This is a genomic window from Sphingopyxis bauzanensis, from assembly GCF_002205675.1.
Classification (GTDB): domain Bacteria; phylum Pseudomonadota; class Alphaproteobacteria; order Sphingomonadales; family Sphingomonadaceae; genus Sphingopyxis; species Sphingopyxis bauzanensis.
Genome location: NZ_NISK01000001.1, coordinates 964,905 through 983,937, shown reverse-complemented (window position 1 = coordinate 983,937; position 19,033 = coordinate 964,905). Strand labels below are relative to the sequence as shown.

Below are 19,033 nucleotides of genomic sequence, written 5' to 3'. Positions count from 1 at the left end.
AAGCAAGCCTATGCCCCGCCGTGCTCTTTTTCAAGCACGGTGGCGCTGTGCCTCAGCCAATGCTGCGCCGCAACAAAAACCTCTCGTTTTTCGCGCGGGACGCGCCGAAGCTATTGCGCGCGCTTGATCGCCGTGGCGCGCGCGCCGGGGCGGTCGACCAGATAGGCGGCGCGATCGAGCGCCAGCGGCGCCAGCTTGTCGCTGCCGCTTGCGCCCTGCTCGCGGCCGAGCACAAAACTGCCGGCATTCTGGCCAAAAGCCTCACCTTCGCCGTCCCAATGATAGGTGACGTCGAGCGCAATCACCGGCACCAGCATCGGCTTGCCGCCGATCATCAGCGGCTCGATCGCGGCGCGCGGCAGCATGACTTCGGTCGTCAATTCCTCACCCGCGCCTGCATCGAGCCTCATATCGTCGCGCAGCACGCTGCCCCCTGCCCCGTCGAAGAAGCGGCCGAGCACGGCTTCGGGCATCGCCGATCCCTGATTGAGCGCGATGCGGACCATCAGTCCGGTCGCGGGCAAAATGCCCTGATTGATGAGGTGGAGCGAGAATGCGACCACGACATGATCGGGTGCAAAGCGGATGCCGCGAATGTCGAGCGCCATACCAACCACCGCGCGGCGCTCGCCCGCCGCGCGGTTGACCAGCGGGGATGCGGCGCGCGGTCCGGCGGGCAGCGTCGGCCGAGCAGGCTCCGGCGCAGGTGCAGGGCGCGGCGCAGGTGACGTCGCTGCGCGCGGAGCGGGTGGCGGGACCGCGGGACGCGGTGCGCCGGCCACTGGGTCGTCGGCCGGACCCGCCAGCGCCGGACGGCGGCGCCAATACCACAGCCCGGCGCCGAGCGCGGCGAGCACCGCGAGAATCCAGGCCCAGAGCGGCGTGCCCGAGGGCGTCTCACCCGGCGTTGCCGCGATCGGCGTGGCGTCGGATGCGGGCGCGGCGGCCACCGTCGGCGCCGCAACCTCGGGCGTGTCCGTTTGCAGCGGCGGCAGATCGGTACCGGTCTGCCCCGCCGAATCGGGCGCGGCGGCCGAGGTCGCGGGCGCCGCACGCGGCGTGTCCGGGGCCGCGGTTTCGCGGCGGGCCGGTGCGGGTGATGGGATGGTGGTCGTTGGCGGTTGGGTCGGCGCCACGCGCGGCGGCGCAGGGGTCGGCGGGGGCACCGGATTCGGCGCGGGTTGCGGCGAACCGCGCCGTTCGTTCGGCGCGACCGGCGGCAGGCCGTTGTCGGACGGTCCCTGCACCCCGGGGGCGCGACCATCGTCGGCGGGCGGGAGGCGGAAGATCGACGACGGCGCCGGGGTCGGCGTTTCCGCGTCCTGCGCGCGCACGGTCGCGGTTCCCATCAGCGCGAGCACCAGCGCAAACAGCGGCAATCGCGCCGCACTGCTGCTTTGGCCGAAAATCCTGTCCGTCATTATGATCTGCGATCCCGAATTGTTCAATCATGGTCGGCGCCGCTGAATTGGCGCTGAACCCGGCCCATGTCCCATCCCGTCGGTGACAAAGGCCGCGCTGCGCCCTAGACGGTTTCCATGAGTGATTCCAGCCATCCCCCGCTCGCGCCGAAACATCTTGGCCAGTCGAGCGACCTTCCTGCCGCGCCCGAGGCTGCGGTCCTCGATTACGTCCCCAATCCGCGCGCAGGCGAATTATATCTGGTGCGCTTTGCCGCGCCCGAATTTACCTCGCTCTGTCCGGTGACCGGCCAGCCCGATTTCGCGCATCTTGTCATCGACTATGCGCCGGGCGAGACAATCGTCGAATCGAAAAGCTTGAAGCTGTTCCTAGGTTCGTTCCGCAACCATGCGGGCTTTCACGAAGATTGCACCGTCGGCATCGGGCGCCGCCTGTTCGACGAGATGCAGCCCCAATGGCTGCGGATCGGCGGCTACTGGTATCCGCGCGGCGGCATTCCAATCGATGTCTTCTGGCAGTCGGGCGCGCCGCCCGCCGACCTGTGGCTGCCCGATCAGGGCGTCGCCCCTTATCGCGGGCGCGGTTGATATTTCATCTTTCCGTCACAATTTGTTGACACTAGTGTAAACGACATGACCGCAGCCTCACTCCCGCACGACCACCCTATCGCCGTCCGTTCCGACCAGATCGATTTCATGGGGCACGTCAATAACGCCCACTATCTGAGCTGGGTGCAGGAAGCGGTGCTGTCGCACTGGCGCCATATCGCGCCGCCCGACGCAGTGGCGGCGCATCTGTGGGTCGCCCTGAAGCACGAAATCACCTACCGCCGCCCCGCCTTCCTCGACGACCAGGTCATCGCGACTGTCATCCTGGAAAAGGTGCAGGGCGCCCGCGCTTTCTATGAAACGATCATCAAGCGCGGCGAGGATGTGCTGGCGGAAGTAAAGTCGAGCTGGTGCTGCGTCGACGCAGAAACGCTGCGCCCCGCCCGGCTGGCAAGCGATGTGATCGCGCGCTTCTTTCCGGGTGAGAAGGTCTAGACAGCTGCGGCTGCGCCGCGCGAGCACGCTTCCATTGCGCGGCGTGCGGCTTCTGCGATTCAGTCGTCACCTTCCGCAAAGACACGAACAGCCTCGATCAATCGGGGATCTGCGAGTTCTTCAGCCGCCTCCATAATCGGTATGCTCGCCACCTCACCTGCCAGTTCGCGCTGCACAAGCGAAAGGGCCTCAGGCGCCGATCGGTTGGTGAGTCCCAATATGGCCTCTGCCCGCACGACAGAATCACTGTCGTCAGCCGCCGTTCGCAGGGCTCCCCGAACCACATCATCGTCAAAATCGGCCTGCGCCAGCAAAAAAGTCGCCCAATCGCGGTTGGCAACATTGGCATCGCTCGTCATTTCGATCAGTCGAACCCGATTGGCCTGCCCGAATGAACTGCCACCTAATGGCACGCACTCATTTATGACGCCCTTGAGAAAATCGGACGGCGGCTCGTAGCTTTCGGTCATGCCGCCTCGAATCGGATCGGCAGGCGTTTCAGCCCGCCGACGAACACCGATTCGACGCGCGCGGGCTCGCCAGCCAGTGCGAGGCTTTTGACCCTGGGCAGCAGTTCCTCCATCAAAATCCGCATTTCCATCCGCGCCAGATGCTGGCCAAGGCACACATGCGCGCCGAAGCCGAAGGCGATCTGCTGGTTCTTTTCGCGATCGGGGTTGAACGCGAACGGATCACCGAACACGTCCTCGTCGCGGTTGGCCGAGACATAGTTGAGCATCAACCAGTCGCCTTCGCGGATCTTCTGGCCGCCGATTGCGACATCTTCTTTCGCACTGCGCATGAAGTGCTGCACCGGGGTGGTCCAGCGGATCGCTTCCTCGATCAGTCCAGCCTTGTCAGTCGCCGCGTCGCGAAAGCGTTCGAACAGCGCCGGATTCTTGGCCAGTTCCATGATCGCCCCGGCGGTCGAGGCGCTCGTCGTGTCGTGCCCCGCGGTCGCGACGATCATATAATAGCCCGACATTTCGCGGTCGGGGATTTGTTCGCCGTTGATCGTCGCGCTGGCGATCACCGTCGCGATGTCCTCGCGCGGGTTGGCGCGGCGTTCTGCGGTGAGAGCGCCGAAGTAATTTTCGAAATCGGCGATGACATAGTTGAGCATCGCGATCGCCTGCTCGGCACTGGTAATCGCCTCGCGGCTGCGGTTCAGTTCGGGGTCGGTCGGCCCGAACAATTGCTGGGTCAGCATCAGCATCCGCGACTCATCCTCAGGAGGCACCCCCAAAATGTCCATGATAACGCGCAGCGGATAATGCGCCGCCACGTCGCGCGCGAAGTCGCACGCTCCGCCCTGCGCCAGCATCTGATCGACGGTTTCGCGGGCGATCTGCCGGATGCGCTCTTCAACGATCTTCAGGTTCTTCGGCATGAACCAGCTCTGGGTCAGCAGCCGGTATTTCATATGGTCGGGGGCGTCCATCTGGACCAGCGAGCGGATCAGGTGGCCGTCATTGTTCGGGGTGGCGGCGCGCGCCAGTGCCTCGCCGTCGCGGTTGGTCAGCACCGTCGGGCGGATGCCGTTGGCAAAGCGTTGCGGATCGCGGCTGATCGCCATGATGTCGGCGTGGCGGGTGACGAGCCAGAACGGGTCGTGATCGTGGTTCTCGGCCACCGCCAGCGGCGCATTGGCGCGCGCCCAACTCAGCTGCTCGTGCAGCGTTTCCCATTGGCCGTATGCGACGGGGTCGACAACGGCGGAAGCCACCTCTTGAGGCAATATCGGTTTTGTCATGCAACCTATGCTGCCGCGATTCGCGGTGGGAGTCGAGGGTTTAGACGCCGGCCAATCGCCAAGCGACTTACGACGCCCCTGCGGGCATCGCGCTTGCCCATTCGACGCGCGCCTTGCGGATCATCGCCTTCAGCGCGTCAGCTTGTCGCTGCCAAGCTGCCGCGACCGGTACGCTCCACGCCGGTCCCGCCGCCAAGCCCAATTCCGCGACCGTCATATCGATGAAAGCGTCATATTCGGCGATCGGCAGTGCGCCATAGCTGCGATGCGTGAACACCAGTTCGGCGACGAGCGGCCACACCCACTCCTCAGCGCCGGCCAGTCCGAACATCATCTGGAGCGTTTCGTCGGTCATCCGCCGCGACGCGGCATCGACAGAAATGAAGCTGGCGCGCCGCTCGGGATAGGCGGTGAAGAAGCGCTCGAACAGCGTGTGGCGGATGTCGATGCCCGCGTCGGCGACGGCGGTGAGGCTCGCCTCCATCAGCGCGGCATCGGCGTCGCTCATTTGAACAGGCTGCCCAATATCCCGCGCATCAGCTGGCCACCAAACTTGCCCGCGACCTGCCGCCCGATGCTCGTCGCTGCCGAGCGTGCGGCCGATTGCACCATCTTCTCCGTCATCGACGGCTTCGCCGCCTCGCGCGCCGCCGCTTTTTCGAGCCGCAAGCGCTCACGCTCCTCGGCAGCCTTCACCTTCGCCGCTTCTTTGGCGGCGATCGCCGCCTGCTTGTCGGCTTCGGCCTGCGCCTTGGCTTCGATCGCCGCGGCCTGCGCCTGGTCGGCCTTCATCGCGAGCAGTTCCTCGGCGCTCTCGCGGTCGACCGCGGTGTCATATTTGCCGTCGACCGGCGAAATCGATTTGATGATGGCGCGCTCCTTGGCGTCGAGCGGACCGGCGCGCGAGCAGGGCGGCTTGATCAGCGTGCGTTCGACCGGCGACGGTGCGCCGTCGGGCATCAGCAGCGACACCAGTGCCTCGCCGACCTTGAGCTCGGTAATCTCGCGCGCGACATCGATCTCGGGATTAGGGCGGAACGTGTCGGCCGCAGCCTTGACCGCCTTCTGGTCGCGCGGGGTGAAGGCGCGCAGCGCATGCTGGACGCGGTTGCCGAGCTGGCCTGCGACGTCCTCGGGAATGTCGATCGGATTTTGCGTCACGAAATACACCCCGACGCCTTTGGATCGGATCAGGCGCACGACTTGCTCGATCTTTTCGGTCAGTGCGGGCGGGGCGTCGTCGAACAGCAGGTGCGCCTCGTCAAAGAAGAAGACGAGCTTGGGTTTGTCGGGATCGCCGATCTCGGGCAGCGTTTCGAACAACTCGCTGAGCAGCCAGAGCAGGAAGGTCGCATAGAGCTTGGGGCTTGCCATCAGCTTGTCGGCGGCGAGGATGTTGACATAGCCGCGGCCATTGTCGTCGCAGCGGATCATGTCGTGGATGTCGAGCGCGGGTTCGCCAAAGAAATGCGCGCCGCCCTGGCTTTCGAGGGTCAGCAACTGGCGCTGGATCGTGCCGACGGTCGCTTTGGACACATTGCCATATTTGGTCGTCAGTTCGTCGGCGTTTTGGGCGCACCACACCAGCATCGCCTGCAAATCGCCGAGGTCGAGCAGCAGCAGATTCTGTTCGTCGGCGACGCGGAAGGCAATGGCGAGCACACCCTCCTGCACCTCGTTGAGCCCCATCAGCCGCGCCAGTAGCAGCGGCCCCATTTCGGAAATCGTCGTGCGGATCGGGTGGCCCTGTTCGCCGAACAAATCCCAGAAAATGACCGGATTGTCGCGATACGTCCATTCGGTGTCGCCGATTTCAGCGGCGCGTTTCGAAAAGGGTTCGTGGACCTTGGCCATCGCGCTGCCCGCCATCGCCATGCCGGCAAGGTCGCCCTTGACGTCGGCGACGAACACCGGGACGCCGACCGCCGAAAAGCCTTCGGCGAGCCCCTGCAAGGTTACCGTCTTGCCGGTGCCGGTCGCGCCAGCGATCAGCCCGTGGCGGTTGGCGCGCTTGAGCACCAGCGACTGACGCGGGCCATCGGCGGCGCCACCGCCACCCAGGCCGATATAGATTTCGCTCGCCGTGCTGCCGTCACTCACTGTGCTTTTCCTCCACTTGGGCACCTCTCCATCGATCTAGAGCGGCGTGGCGAGTCAGGCAATCGGCAAACCCGGAAGTGGCGGCGGTGGCCGGTTGAGGAAGGAACGGCAGAAACCTGCGCAACCTCACTCGCAAATCGCGACGAGCGATAGCTGTGCCGATGCCCAAAGGAGACAAAAGATACGGATGTGGCCGCCGAACTGTCTCCCTTGTCGCTATAAAATAGTGGCGCGTGCCGGGGTTCCGGGAGAAGCGTATGGGGGAAGCGGCTGCGTCATCGGGCATCTGCACGGACGATACCCCTCCCCATCGCTGCGCGACAGGGAGGATTTTCTAATCATCCGACGTCAGCGCCAACCCATCACCCCATGATGAATGCGTTGAGCTTGTTGCCATCCGGATCACGGAAATAGCCGGCGTAGAAGCCCTCTCCGCGCGGTCCCGGGGGGCCTTCGCAGGTGCCGCCGTTGGCGAGCGCGATGTCGTAGAGGCGCTGGACCTGGTCCTTGTCCTTGGCTGCCAACGCCACCATCACACCATTGCCGACGCTGGCAGCATTGCCGTCGAACGGCTTGGTCAGCCCGATGCCGGCCGCGCCATCCGGCTTTCCCCAAGCGATAAAGCCGTCGAATTCCATCATCCGCGGGGTGTCGAGTTCCGCAGCGATCGCGTCGTAGAACACCGCGGCTTTCGCCAGATCGTTGGTGCCCAGGGTCACATAACCGATCATCATTCATCCTCCCGACTCATTAAGGTAAGAACAAAATAGGAACATATGCGGCAGCGCGCAAATAAAAAGCGCGCCGGACCGGGTGGTCGCGGCGCCCTTTCGAGAAGCAAAGATGCCGAGGCTTATTTCAACCGGACCGCGATAAACGCCGACGGATTACCACGACGCAAAATTTCAAGCAGCACCGCGTCGCGGCCTGCCCGCTTCGCATCGGCAACGGCCTTGGCTAGCGCTTCGCTGGTCGCCACCGGCGTGCGGTTGGCGCTGAGGATGACGTCGCCGCGGCGCAGGCCTTTGCGGCCCGCGTCGCTGTTCGCCGACGCAGCGCCGATCACCAGTCCTTTGGTTCCGGCATCGACCCCGACCGCGCGCGCGATGTCGGGGGTGACGACCTGCACCGCGAGGCCGAGCGATTCCTGGATCGCCTTGTCGGCGGCGCCAGTCGGATCCTCGGGCTCGGTCTGCTCCGCTTCAGGGTCAAAGGTACTGCCGGCCAGTTCTTCCTCGGGCGGACGGGTGCCAACCAGGACGTTGAGCGTCATCGGCTTGCCGTCGCGAATGATCTCGAGCGGGATGCGCGTCCCCGGCTTGGTGTTCGACACGATATAGGACAAAGTCTGCTGCGGCGTGACTTCGCGGCCATTGACCTTGGTCACGACGTCGCCGCGCTTGAGGCCCGCCTTTTCGCCCGCCTGACCGGGTTCGACGCGCTGGATGAACTCGCCGCGATCCTTGGGGAGGCCGAGCGCAGCCGCCAGATCCTCGTCGACCGGCGCGATGCCGATGCCGAGATAGCCGCGCTGAACCTTTTCGCCCGCACGCAACGCGTTGATCACCGGAATCGCCGCGTCGGCGGGGATCGCGAAGTTGACGCCGATATTGGCGCCGACAGGCGAGATCAGCATATTGTTGATGCCGACGACATTGCCCTGCAAATCGAACAATGGCCCGCCCGAGTTACCACGATTGATCGCCGTATCGGTCTGGATATAACGGTCATAAGCGCCGCCTTGGCCGATGTTGCGCTGCAAAGCCGAGATGATGCCCGCGGTCACGGTCGAGCCGAGGCCCAGCGGGTTACCGATCGCCACCACCCAATCGCCGACGCGCGCGGTGCCACCGTCGGCGAACTTAACGAACGGCAAACGGGTCGCGTCGATCTTGAGCAACGCGAGATCGGACGCGGCGTCGCGGCCAACGATCGTCGCGCGATATTCCTTCTGATTGGTCAGGATCACCGTGACTTCGTTGACGGCCTCGCCGCGCGGGCCGCCCGAAATCACATGGTTGTTGGTGACGATATAGCCGTCGGCCGAGATCAGGAAGCCCGAGCCGCCGCCCTGCTGTTCCTGCGTGATCGGTTCGCGCGTCCCGGCAAAGGGGTTGAGTCGGACACCCAGCGTGACATTCTGCTTGGTCGAGATATTGACCACCGCGGGCTGCAGCTGTTCGACCAGATCGGCAAAGCTTTCGGGCGCCCCCGAACGCGGCACAACCTTGGCAATTTCGCTCTGCTCGTTCTGCGCGACCTGTGCGCCAACAGGGGATTGGGTGACCAGCGCCAGCGCGGTGCCACCCGCCAGCAAGGCCGAAGTGATGCCATAAACATAACGCACGATCGAAAATCCTCTTCTCTTCGAAAAACTCACTACCCCGGCCGCGATTGTCTGCGGCGAGGCGGCTGAACGCCAATTGAACATGAACGGGCGCTTTCGGTTCCATTCACCGGCGCGCCGGATCGTATCAACCGCCGCTGAAACGCTTCAGATATTCATTGTCGGGCGACATGATAATCGACGTCCCGCCCTGGTTGTTTTCGCCCAGGAAGGTCTGGCGATAGCTTTGCATGGCGCGATAGAAGTCGTAGAATTCGGGATCCTTGCCAAAGCTGGCGGCATAGATTCGCGCGGCTTCACCATCGGCGTTACCGCGGATGATCTGCGCTTCCTTTTGCCCTTCGGCACGGATCGCGGTCGCTTCCTGCTGACGCGCCGTGCGCATGCGGTTGTACGCGGCCTCAAGCGTCGCGCCTTCGGGCAGGTCGGCGCGCTTGATCCGCACGTCGATGACCTCGGCGCCATATTTATTCGCCTCACGGTTGAGCGCGACCTGGATATTATCCATCACCGCGCCGCGCTCGGGCGAGAGCAGGGTGGCAAAGGTGCGCTTGCCGAGCTCGTTGCGCAGCGACGAACCCAGGATCGTCGCGAGCTGTTGCTGCAACCGCTCCTCGGTGCGGATCGCGGTGTACATACGCACCGGGTTGGTGATGCGGAAGCGCGCAAAGGCGTCGACCTGCAAGCGCTGCTGGTCGGTCGACAGCACCTGCTGGCGTTCCATGTTCACGCCCATGATCCGCTTGTCGATATATTGGATGCCGTCGGTGAACGGCACGCGCAGCACGAGGCCGGCGCCCGAGCTGCCGAACTCTTCGTTCGGCTTGTAACGGTTCACGGTGCGCTCGATTTCACCGAAGCGCAGGATCAGCGCCTGCCGGTCCTCGGGGACGATCGCCAGCGACTGCGACAGAATGACGAGCAGCGCGACGGCCCCAACGAGCAGGCGCACCGGGTTCTGCGTAAGCGAACTAAACATCATTCGCCTCCCTTCGTCGCCGCAGCGGGCGGGGTGGCGGGAATCCGTTTCTGGACCTCGTTGAGCGGCAGATAGGGAGTTACCCCGCGCGCTTCGACGACGGTCTTGTCGACATTCGACAACACATTCTCCATCGTTTCATAATAAAGCCGCTTGCGGGTCACCCCCGGCGCCAGCCGATATTGTTCGTAAATCTGGTCGAACGCCGCGGTATCGCCGCGGGCGCGTTCCAGCACCTGCTGCTGATAAGCGCGCGACAGGTTGATCGCCGATTCGCGTTCCTGCAGCGCGGCGGTGACTTCCTTGAACGCTTCGTCGACCTGGCTCGGCGGATCGGCTTGGCGGATCGCGATGCCCTGAATCGACACGCCGGCGCGATACTGGTTGAGCAGATCCTGCATACGTTGCTGCACCTGCGCCTCGATCTCGACACGGCCCGGACCAATCGCGTCGGTCAGGTTGAAGTTGGCAACGGTCGCGCGCATCGAACTTTCGGCGACTTCGCGGATCGTGCCTTCGGGATCGGACAGCTGGAAAAAGAATAGCTCGGGATCGCGCACCGACCAGCGCACTTCATAAGCAAGATCGATCAGGCTCTGATCGCGGGTCAGCACGAAATTCTCGTCGGTCGCATTGGGCGAACCGACCGCCATGGTGCGGATGGCGCGAACGTCTTCCAGCCGGATGCGCTCGATCGGCGCCGGCCAGGTCAGCTTTACGCCCGGACCGGCGGTGCGCGAATAGCTGCCGAGGCGGGTAATCACGCCTTCCTTTTCCGGCGGCACGATGTGGAAGGAGGAAAAGATCACCCACAGCACGGCCGCCGCGAGCACGCCCCATTTCCAGAATTTCGCCGAATCGCCCAGATCGAACTGGCTGCCGCCGCCGGATCCGCCGCCGCCGAAGCCGCCCCGACCCTTGCGCAGCAGCTCGTCGAGCGCCGAAGGACCGCGCGGCTTGCGCCCGCGGTTGATGTCGATCGGGTCGGGGGTGACCCACGGGTTGCGCGGGCCAGGCTTTTTGCCATCCCCCGAACCGTCACCGTCACCGCCCTTGGGGCCATTGCCCCACGGGCTGTTCGCCATCAGGCTGATCGCCTCGAAAAATTGCCGCAATCCTCTCGGGCTGCGGCGTCCGATGTTGCCGTCGATATTATCGTTCATAAGGCTTTTATAGGGGCGGCGCGCGCGATTAACAGGGGGTGCGCGCGAAAATGGGTGGCAATTGATCCGCGCATGCCTATCTGCCGCGGACATGACCGACCAAAGCACCGACATCGCCCGCCTGACCGCCGCCGCCGCCACGCTGAGCGATGGCCGGACATCGGGGTTGCGATTGCTCGACGATAACGGACTGTTGGCGGTGGTGCTCGACGTGTCGGGGCTGGCGGTCGAGGATCGCCAACCGCTCGGGGACAAATTGCGCGCCGGCCTGCTCGCCGTAGCGGGGGTCAGCGAGGTTCGCATCGCGATGACCGCCGAGAAAAAGACGATGACGATCATCGCGGTCGGCAGCGGCAAGGGCGGGGTCGGCAAATCGACCCTCGCCGCCAACCTCGCGGTCGCGCTGCAGCGGCGCGGGGTCAAGGTCGGGCTGGTCGACGCCGATATCTATGGCCCGTCGCAGCCCCGCCTGATGGACAGCGAAGGCGTCAAACCCGAATCGCGCGGATCGAAACTGATCCCCGTTCCCAATGCTTATGGCGTGCCGATGCTGTCGACCGGGCAGATCGCGGCGCCCGGGCAGGCGATCGCCTGGCGCGGGCCGATGGCGGGCAAGGCGCTGGAGCAATTGGTCGATGCCAGCTGGGGCGAGATCGACACGCTGATCGTTGACCTGCCGCCGGGCACCGGCGACGTCCAGCTGACCATGATCCAGAAGCACAAGCCCGCGGGCGCGGTGATCGTATCGACGCCGCAGGATCTGGCGTTGATGGACGCGACGCGCGCGATCAGCCTGTTCGAACAGGCCGACGTGCCGATCATCGGGCTGGTCGAGAATATGGCGGGCTATGCCTGCCCGCATTGCGGTGAAGTCAGCGATCCGTTCGGCAGCGGCGGCGCCGAGGCGGCGGCCCAGACGATGGGCCTCGACTTCCTCGGCCGCGTCCCACTATCGATGGGCATCCGGCTGGCGAGCGACGGCGGGGTGCCGCCCGCCGCCGGAACCGACCCGGCGGGCGAGCCGTTCCATGCGATAGCGGCAAAAGTCGGCGATTGGCTGCACGCGCGCAAACAGGGGTAACAGGATATGGCGATCAACAACGAAGGCGAAATTCGCGAGCTGCTGGGGGAAAAACGGCGCATCGCGGTGGTCGGCGCCTCGCCCAACCCGGCGCGCGCATCGAACGGCGTCCTCGCCTTTCTGGTCGCGCAGGGTCATAATGTGATCGCGGTCAATCCGGGCCATGCCGGCGCGACGATCCATGGCGCCCCAGTCGTCGCGACCCTCGCCGATGTCGAACCGCCCGCCGAACTCATCGATATCTTCCGCAACAGCGAGGATGCCGGGACGGCGGTCGACGAAGCGATCGTCCATGGTGCCAAGGCCGTGTGGATGCAGCTGGGCGTGATCAACCACGCCGCCGCGAAGCGCGCCGATTCAGCGGGGCTGGTGGTGGTCATGGACCGCTGTCCGAAGATCGAAATTCCGCGCCTGGGGCTACTGAAATGAAGACCGCGCTGACCTTTGTCGCTGCGATCACCCTGACGGGCTGCGCGACGACCCCCGCCGCCAGCGGCCCGCAGGATGCGTTTTTTGCCGCGCTGACCGCCCACTGCGGCAAGGCTTACGCGGGTAAACTGGCCAGTTCGCAGGAGGCCGATGCCGATATGCGCGGCAAAGCGATGGTTATGCACGTCCGCAGCTGTACGCCCGACCGCATCGAAATTCCCTTTCACATCGACGGCCTCGGCCCCGATGGCAGCTGGGACCGCTCGCGAACCTGGATCATCACCCGCACCGCCACCGGCCTGCGCCTCAAGCACGACCATCGCCACACCGACGGCAGCAAGGACGAGCTGACGATGTACGGCGGCGATACCGCCGACGCGGGGACGGCGGCGCGCCAGACCTTCCCCGTCGACGCCGAATCGATCGCGCTGTTCACCCGCACCGGACGCAGCGTGTCGAACACCAACATTTGGTCGGTCCAAACAACGCCCGACGGTTTTACCTACGGCCTGAGCCGCGACGGCCGCGATTTTCGCGTGACCTTCGATTACCGCCAGCCGGTTGCCCCGCCACCGGCGCCCTGGGGGTGGTAGGCCTTAACCACGTCATTGCGAGGAGCCGAAGGCAACGCGACAATCGAGAGCCTGCGTAAACCGCCCTGGATTGCTTCGCTACGCTCGCAATGACGAAAGGGGGTTGGGCTTCGATATCCACCAAAAGCCTTTGCCCTCGCGACTCGCCCCGCTTATCAGCGTCGGCGATGGTGGGCATTCGCGACACGGTTGGGAAAAATAGATCGCGGCTGCCCCATGTCAGCCGCCGCCAGATGCTGGTCGGCGCTACCGCCGCGGGCGGGCTGGCGATCGCGTGGAACCTGTGGCCGCGCGATTATCAACCGAACGTCACCGCGGCGCCCGACGAGCATGTCTTCAATGCCTTTCTGAAGATCGGCGACGACGGGCATATCAGCGCCATCGTCCCGCAATGCGAGATGGGCCAGGGCGTCACCACCCTGCTCCCGCAGATTATGGCCGACGAGCTGGGCGCCGACTGGCGCACAATCGCGGTCGAAACCGCGCCGATCAGCCCGCTCTATACCAACACGCTGCTGATTGACGAGAATAGCGCGGTGTTCATGCCGCGCGCCGGTGTCCCCGATTTCGTGTCCGACGTGCGCAGTTGGGCGCGGCGCGAGTGGGCGGTACGCCACGCGGTGATGCTGACCGCGAACAGCTCGTCGGTGCGAATGTTCGAGGGACCGTGCCGCGCGGCAGCGGCGCAGGCGCGCGCGCTTTTAATGATGGCCGCGGCAGCGCGCTGGGACGCCGATTGGGAAGACTGCGACACGCAGGACGGTTTCGTCATCCTCGGCAAGAAAAAGCTGCGCTTCGGTGAAGTTGCCGCCGCCGCGGCATTGCTCGAACCGCCCGCTGATCCCGTCTATCGCGCCAGCAGCGGCGACCCGCTTTTCGGCAAGGAACTGACGCGGCTCGACCTGCCCGCCAAGATTGACGGGTCGGCCAACTATGCCGGCGACATCCGCCTGCCCGACATGGTTTTCGCGGCAATCCGGCAAGGACCGCTCGGCGCGACGCGGCTGAAAAGCATCGATCGCAAGGCGGGCATGGCGACGCCCGGCTTGCTCCATGTCGTCACGCACGAGCGCTGGGTTGCCACCGTGGCGCGCAACTGGTGGGCGGCGAACCGCGCGCTCGACCGCTTTGCCCCGGTGTTCGAAAGCACCGGGACGCAGATTTCGACCGAACGGATCGACGCGGCGCTGAAACAGGCGCTGAAGGACGGCGGCTATCGCATATCGCACAAGGGCGACGTTGCCGAGGCGATGACCGGGCGGACCAGAATCGCGGTCGAATATGCCGTCGCGCCCGCGCTGCATGCACCGATCGAAACGCGCAGCGCTACCGCGGCCCCCGACGGCGGGCGGCTGCGGGTTTGGGTCGCGACGCAGGCGCCCGCGCAATGCCGCGATGCGATCGCTCAAGCGACCGGGCTGGCGGCAAGCGACGTCATCCTGTTCCCGATGATGGCGGGCGGATCGTTCGACGCATGCCTGGATCATAGCGCCGCGGTGCAGGCCGCGATCATCGCGTTGCAGATCAAACGCCCGATCCAGCTCGCCTGGTCGCGCGCCGAAGAAATCATGCGCCTGCCGCCGCGCCCGCCGGCGCGGGCGCGGCTGAGCGCGACATTGAATGTTGCGGGCGGGATCGACGCGCTGGTGACGCGGATCGCGGTGCCGCCGACCAGTCACGAGGTGCGCGCGCGGCTGTTCGACAACACCCCCGCCGATGTCGCGCAGCGCGACGCGGCCGGTAGCGCCGACGCCGCCGCGGTCGAGGGCGCCGCGAGCAGCTATACGATTCCGCACCACGCGGTCGACCATTGCCCCGCTGACATCGGGCTGCCCACCGGGCGCTGGCGCGGCAATGCCGACAGCTACACCGCCTTTTTCACCGAGTGCTTCGTCGATGAAATGGCGGCGCGCGCCGGGACCGATGGCTTGTCCTACCGGATCGCGATGCTGGGCGACGCGCCGCTGCTCGCGCGCTGCCTGCTCACCGCGACCAGCCTTGGCGGCTGGGAGGGCGGTCTGTCAGGGGCGGCGCAGGGACTGGCATGCCACAGCATGCGCGGCAGCCATATCGCGCTGATGGCGACGGCGCGGCAAAGCGACAAGGGGTTGCAGGTCGAACAACTGGTCGCGGTCGTCGATGCCGGGCGCCTCGTCAATCCGGGGGTCGCGCGGCAACAGATCGAGGGTGGGCTGATCTTTGGCCTCGCCGCCGCGGTCGGTGCGACCACGGATTATGAAGGCGGCGTCGCAACCGCGCGCAAGCTGGGCCAGCTTGGCCTGCCGCGCCTGTCGCAGACCCCACAGATATTGGTCGAATTTGTCGACAGCGACCGCGAACCCGGCGGGCTGGGCGAAATCGCCGTCCCCGTCGTCGCGCCCGCGATTGCCAATGCGATGTTCGCCGCGACCGGCCGCCGCATCCGCCGCCTGCCCCTGTCGGCGCAGCCGCTGTGACGGACGTCGGCGCACCGCTTATGACCCTGCCCCCCAATCATCCGCCCGTCGCCGCGCCCCGCATCGGCGTGCTGCTCGTCAACCTTGGCACGCCCGACGCGCCCGATGCGCCGTCGGTCCGGCGCTATCTGGCCGAGTTCCTGTCCGACCGCCGCGTCGTCGAAATCCCGCAGATATTGTGGCAGCCGATCCTGCGCGGGATTATCCTGACCACCCGGCCCAAAAAATCGGCCCATGCCTATGCGCAGGTGTGGACCGAGAACGGATCGCCGCTCGCCGCGATCACCCACGCGCAAAGTGAGGCATTGCCACCGTTGTTCGGCGATGCGGTGCAGGTTGCTTATGCAATGCGCTACGGCAAGCCCGCGATCGGCCCGGCAATCGACGCGCTGATGGCCGCCGGGTGCCAACGCATCCTGATCGCGCCGATGTATCCGCAATATTGCGCAGCAACGACCGCGACCGTGGTCGACGCGGTGGGTGAGCATCTGAAGACGCTGCGCTGGCAACCGGCGCTGCGCTATCTGCCGCCTTATCATGACGATGCCGCCTATATCGGCGCGCTGAAGGCGTCAGTCGATGCGGGACTGGCGGCGCTCGATTTCACCCCTGATGTCTTGCTCGCGAGCTTCCACGGCATGCCCGAACGCACGCTCCATCTGGGCGATCCCTATCATTGCCAGTGCCGCAAGACCGCGCGGCTGCTGTCCGAAGCGATGGGCCGCCCGATCGAGGTCGCGTTCCAGTCGCGCTTTGGCCGCGCCAAATGGCTCGAACCCGCGACCGACACCCAGCTCGAAACGTTCGGCAGGGCGGGCCAGAGCGTCGCGATTTTTGCCCCCGGCTTTTCGGCCGATTGCCTGGAAACGCTCGAAGAGCTGGCGATCCGTGGCAAGGAGCAGTTTGAGGCTGCGGGCGGTGGTCGCTTTGCCTATCTGCCGTGCCTGAATGCCGACACCCCCGGGATGGCGATGCTCGAGACGCTGATGCGCCGCGAGCTGGCGGGCTGGCTTTAATCTCCGGCGCTTACCAACTATTTAGGTCCATGCACTAGATTGCTCCGACGCGGCACCGAAACGGTCCGGTCGCGGCAATTTGGAGATTCGCAATGAACCAGATCCAATCGGCAGCGCTCATGCTCGCCGGGATCACGCTGGCCTTTGTGGGGCTCATCTTTGCCATCTGGTGGCTGCGCCGTCCGCGCACCGCCCCCGCCCCGCCGCGGGCTCCGCGCGCGCCAGGTGAAAGCCGAATGCCCAAACTGTCGCGCAAGGCGAAGCCCGAGGCCGAAGTCGTCGAAATCTCCGCATCGCGACTCGCGCGCGTCAGCGGCAAGGCGCCGCTCCAGCCGCAGGCTGAGACCGACTATGATTATCGGCAAGTCCCCGCCCCCGATGGCGAGGCCGCTGCGGTCGATGCGACGCTCGAAGCGCTGGCGTCCGAGGTCGAAGACGAAGCGCATCGAATCGCAAGCGCCGAGATCGAAACCGAAGCCGTTACGCTACGCCTCGTGCCGCAAATCCCGCTGCGCGATGCCATTTCAACCAACAGCTGGCTCGGCGGTTGCCCGCGCCTGCCCGTCGGCACCGAATGGCCGCAAATCGACGGCGAACCCGCCGACTTCCTGGCCCAGATCGATTGCGCCAGTCTGCCCCCCGCGCTGTGGAACGGGCTGGGGCCGCGCGACGGCGCGCTTGCCTTTTTCATCCATCGCCGCGGCTATCATATGCAGGTGCTGCATCTGCGCGATACCGATGTGGCGGTGTCGCCGCCGCTGGCGCTCGACGATCAAGGCGGATGGTTCGGCCCGCATGGCGGGCTGCGCTTTGGCGACCTCGAGCCCTTTGCGGTACGCGCGTTTCCGGAATGGCCGGTCGATCTGGTCGCGGTAGGGCCGGGCGACGCCGATCCGCGGGTCGAGGGCGATCCGAACGACATTGGCGCGATGCTGTATAGCCGCAGCTACGATATTGCCGACCCCGCCCTCCACCCTTTCGACTGGGGCAGCATGACGGCGATGATCGCCATTCTGGAAATGCGGCTCGACCGGTTGACGACCGACGCGACACCAGCCCCGGGCGCGAGCGCCGAGGACATTGTCGCATTGGAGCAGTGCGCCGCGATCAACCGCGAGGCGCGCATCCGCGCCGACGAGATCGTCGCCATCGTCCACGAAAGCCCAGCCAAGGAAGCCTTTTCGGCGAGCGACGCAACGGCCGTCATGTCCGCGCTGCACGCGATCCATTGGGCAAAAGCGGTTCACCGCATCGACCCCGAAACCGGCGCAGAGGTGCGCGACACCCTCACCCTGCCGCTGACCACGCACCGCGCCGACGCCAATCTGTGGGTCCATGACTATCAGACGATCCTGTTCGACCGCGCCAAACATGCGTGGTGCGCCGACCCGGACAGCCTGTCGGTGCCGATGCGCGCGTTTTACGAGCCCTATTGGCGCGACCTTGCCGCGTGCGAAATGGCGGCGATCGGGCATGAACCCTTCCGCCATGTCCATGATTATGACGAGGATCGCGACGCCGTCTTGCTCGAACTGCCGACCAGTGGGTTGATGAGCCGGATGTTCGGCGACTGCGACAATCTGGTGGTGACGATCGACAAGGCCGACCTCGCTATCGGCGACTTTTCCCGGCTGCGCGTCCAGGTGAGCAACTAGGGTCCTGACCCCAGCCCCCTGAATAGCTTTGCGATTGACGTTCCGGTAAACTTGCGACGCCTCGCCCCGCGCCCTAGTCTGGCACCATAACTGTGTGGGAGAGCTTGATTCATGGCACGCGTAGCAATCGTCACCGGCGGCAGCCGGGGTATCGGGGAGGCGATCAGCCTTAAATTGCAGGAACAGGGCGTCACCGTCGTCGCCAACTATGGCGGCAATGACGAAAAGGCGAAGGCGTTCACCGACCGCACCGGCATCGCCGCGAGGAAATGGGACGTCGGCGACCATCAGGCGTGCCTCGATAGCTGCGCGCGGATTGCCGAGGAATTTGGCCCGGTCGACATCGTCGTCAACAACGCCGGGATCACCCGCGACGGCACGCTCGCTCGAATGAGCTACGACGATTGGGACGATGTGATGCGCGTCAATCTGGGCGGCTGTTTCAACATGGCGAAGGCGACGTTTGGCGGCATGGTCGAGCGCGGCTGGGGCCGGATCGTCAACATCGGGTCGATCAACGGACAGGCAGGCCAGTACGGCCAGGTCAATTATGCCGCGGCGAAATCGGGCATCCACGGCTTTACGAAAGCGCTGGCGCAGGAAGGCGCCAAGAAGGGCGTGACCGTCAACGCGATCGCGCCAGGCTATATCGACACCGACATGGTCGCCGCGGTGCCGCCGCAGGTGTTGGAAAAAATTGTCGCCAAGATCCCGGTAGGGCGGCTGGGCCAGGCCGATGAAATCGCGCGCGGCGTCGCGTTCCTGTGCAGCGAGGATGCCGGATTTGTGACCGGGTCGACGATGTCGATCAATGGCGGGCAACATATGTATTGACGGGCCGAGGGCGCTAGCGATGGCGTTCGCGTCAGCAAACGGCGAGCTTGCAACCGGTGACGCAGCCACGGCCCGGCACGGCCAGCGGGGCGGCGATCCCAAAAGATCGCCGAACTCGTCTGACGGCAGGCGACGGCTTTGCCGTCGCCACTGGAGCCCCGA

The 19,033-nt window shown here is 65.4% G+C and carries 18 protein-coding genes; 9 read left to right on the top strand and 9 right to left on the bottom strand.

The window, feature by feature from the left end:
- Nucleotides 1-110: 110 nt before the first annotated feature.
- Entirely contained in the window at nucleotides 111-1,421 is a 1,311-nt protein-coding gene (locus CDQ92_RS04785) for a hypothetical protein (RefSeq protein ID WP_088440585.1), read from the bottom strand.
- Nucleotides 1,422-1,538: 117 nt separating this feature from the next.
- Between CDQ92_RS04785 and queF the strand changes: the two genes are divergently transcribed.
- Together queF and CDQ92_RS04775 are read left to right on the top strand one after the other, a co-directional pair.
- Nucleotides 1,539-2,009 carry a preQ(1) synthase gene (gene queF, locus CDQ92_RS04780; RefSeq protein WP_088440187.1) on the top strand — a complete coding sequence of 157 codons (471 nt, stop codon included), beginning with the start codon at nucleotides 1,539-1,541 and terminating at the stop codon, nucleotides 2,007-2,009.
- Nucleotides 2,010-2,054: 45 nt separating this feature from the next.
- Nucleotides 2,055-2,465 (top strand): acyl-CoA thioesterase, encoded by a 411-nt coding sequence (locus tag CDQ92_RS04775; protein WP_088440186.1) that lies wholly within the window; start codon nucleotides 2,055-2,057, stop codon nucleotides 2,463-2,465.
- A gap of 59 nt (nucleotides 2,466-2,524) precedes the next feature.
- Here the strand turns inward: CDQ92_RS04775 and CDQ92_RS04770 are convergent, their stop codons facing one another.
- From CDQ92_RS04770 to hflK, 8 genes are all read right to left on the bottom strand, one after another.
- Entirely contained in the window at nucleotides 2,525-2,935 is a 411-nt protein-coding gene (locus CDQ92_RS04770; RefSeq protein WP_088440185.1) for a lyase, read from the bottom strand.
- The gene (locus tag CDQ92_RS04765) at nucleotides 2,932-4,218 is read right to left on the bottom strand and encodes a cytochrome P450 (protein WP_088440184.1); all 1,287 of its coding nucleotides are present in this window, start codon (nucleotides 4,216-4,218) and stop codon (nucleotides 2,932-2,934) included. Before CDQ92_RS04765 ends, CDQ92_RS04770 begins: the two co-directional genes overlap by 4 nt.
- Before the next feature lie 67 nt (nucleotides 4,219-4,285).
- Nucleotides 4,286-4,726 carry a globin family protein gene (locus tag CDQ92_RS04760; protein WP_088440183.1) on the bottom strand — a complete coding sequence of 147 codons (441 nt, stop codon included), beginning with the start codon at nucleotides 4,724-4,726 and terminating at the stop codon, nucleotides 4,286-4,288.
- Nucleotides 4,723-6,318, bottom strand: a complete 1,596-nt coding sequence (locus CDQ92_RS04755) for a helicase HerA-like domain-containing protein (protein WP_373289573.1) — start codon at nucleotides 6,316-6,318, stop codon at nucleotides 4,723-4,725. The genes CDQ92_RS04760 and CDQ92_RS04755 overlap by 4 nt, the downstream gene beginning before the upstream one ends.
- Before the next feature lie 362 nt (nucleotides 6,319-6,680).
- The gene (locus tag CDQ92_RS04750; protein WP_088440583.1) at nucleotides 6,681-7,049 is read right to left on the bottom strand and encodes a VOC family protein; all 369 of its coding nucleotides are present in this window, start codon (nucleotides 7,047-7,049) and stop codon (nucleotides 6,681-6,683) included.
- Between the two features lie 122 nt (nucleotides 7,050-7,171).
- Entirely contained in the window at nucleotides 7,172-8,665 is a 1,494-nt protein-coding gene (locus tag CDQ92_RS04745; protein ID WP_088440182.1) for a trypsin-like peptidase domain-containing protein, read from the bottom strand.
- 127 nt (nucleotides 8,666-8,792) lie between these two features.
- The gene (gene hflC, locus CDQ92_RS04740; RefSeq protein ID WP_088440181.1) at nucleotides 8,793-9,644 is read right to left on the bottom strand and encodes a protease modulator HflC; all 852 of its coding nucleotides are present in this window, start codon (nucleotides 9,642-9,644) and stop codon (nucleotides 8,793-8,795) included.
- On the bottom strand, nucleotides 9,644-10,807 hold the full coding sequence (hflK, locus tag CDQ92_RS04735; protein ID WP_088440180.1) for a protease modulator HflK: 1,164 nt from the start codon (nucleotides 10,805-10,807) through the stop codon (nucleotides 9,644-9,646). The genes hflC and hflK overlap by 1 nt, the downstream gene beginning before the upstream one ends.
- Nucleotides 10,808-10,898: 91 nt before the next feature.
- On the opposite strand from hflK, the gene CDQ92_RS04730 reads away from it, so the two are divergent.
- The 7 genes from CDQ92_RS04730 to phbB all read left to right on the top strand — a co-directional run bounded on the left by CDQ92_RS04730 (nucleotide 10,899) and on the right by phbB (nucleotide 18,871).
- Nucleotides 10,899-11,888 (top strand): Mrp/NBP35 family ATP-binding protein, encoded by a 990-nt coding sequence (locus CDQ92_RS04730; RefSeq protein WP_088440179.1) that lies wholly within the window; start codon nucleotides 10,899-10,901, stop codon nucleotides 11,886-11,888.
- A gap of 6 nt (nucleotides 11,889-11,894) precedes the next feature.
- Nucleotides 11,895-12,317, top strand: a complete 423-nt coding sequence (locus CDQ92_RS04725; protein ID WP_088440178.1) for a CoA-binding protein — start codon at nucleotides 11,895-11,897, stop codon at nucleotides 12,315-12,317.
- Nucleotides 12,314-12,910: a hypothetical protein gene (locus tag CDQ92_RS04720; RefSeq protein WP_088440177.1), complete on the top strand. Its 597-nt coding sequence runs from the start codon at nucleotides 12,314-12,316 to the stop codon at nucleotides 12,908-12,910. The genes CDQ92_RS04725 and CDQ92_RS04720 overlap by 4 nt, the downstream gene beginning before the upstream one ends.
- A 167-nt stretch (nucleotides 12,911-13,077) precedes the next feature.
- Entirely contained in the window at nucleotides 13,078-15,366 is a 2,289-nt protein-coding gene (locus tag CDQ92_RS04715; RefSeq protein WP_088440176.1) for a xanthine dehydrogenase family protein molybdopterin-binding subunit, read from the top strand.
- Between the two features lie 20 nt (nucleotides 15,367-15,386).
- Nucleotides 15,387-16,382 (top strand): ferrochelatase, encoded by a 996-nt coding sequence (gene hemH / locus CDQ92_RS04710; RefSeq protein ID WP_088440582.1) that lies wholly within the window; start codon nucleotides 15,387-15,389, stop codon nucleotides 16,380-16,382.
- A gap of 92 nt (nucleotides 16,383-16,474) precedes the next feature.
- Entirely contained in the window at nucleotides 16,475-18,037 is a 1,563-nt protein-coding gene (locus CDQ92_RS04705; RefSeq protein WP_201792027.1) for a DUF1963 domain-containing protein, read from the top strand.
- A 111-nt stretch (nucleotides 18,038-18,148) separates the two neighbouring features.
- Nucleotides 18,149-18,871 carry an acetoacetyl-CoA reductase gene (gene phbB, locus CDQ92_RS04700; protein WP_088440175.1) on the top strand — a complete coding sequence of 241 codons (723 nt, stop codon included), beginning with the start codon at nucleotides 18,149-18,151 and terminating at the stop codon, nucleotides 18,869-18,871.
- Nucleotides 18,872-19,033 lie beyond the last annotated feature (162 nt).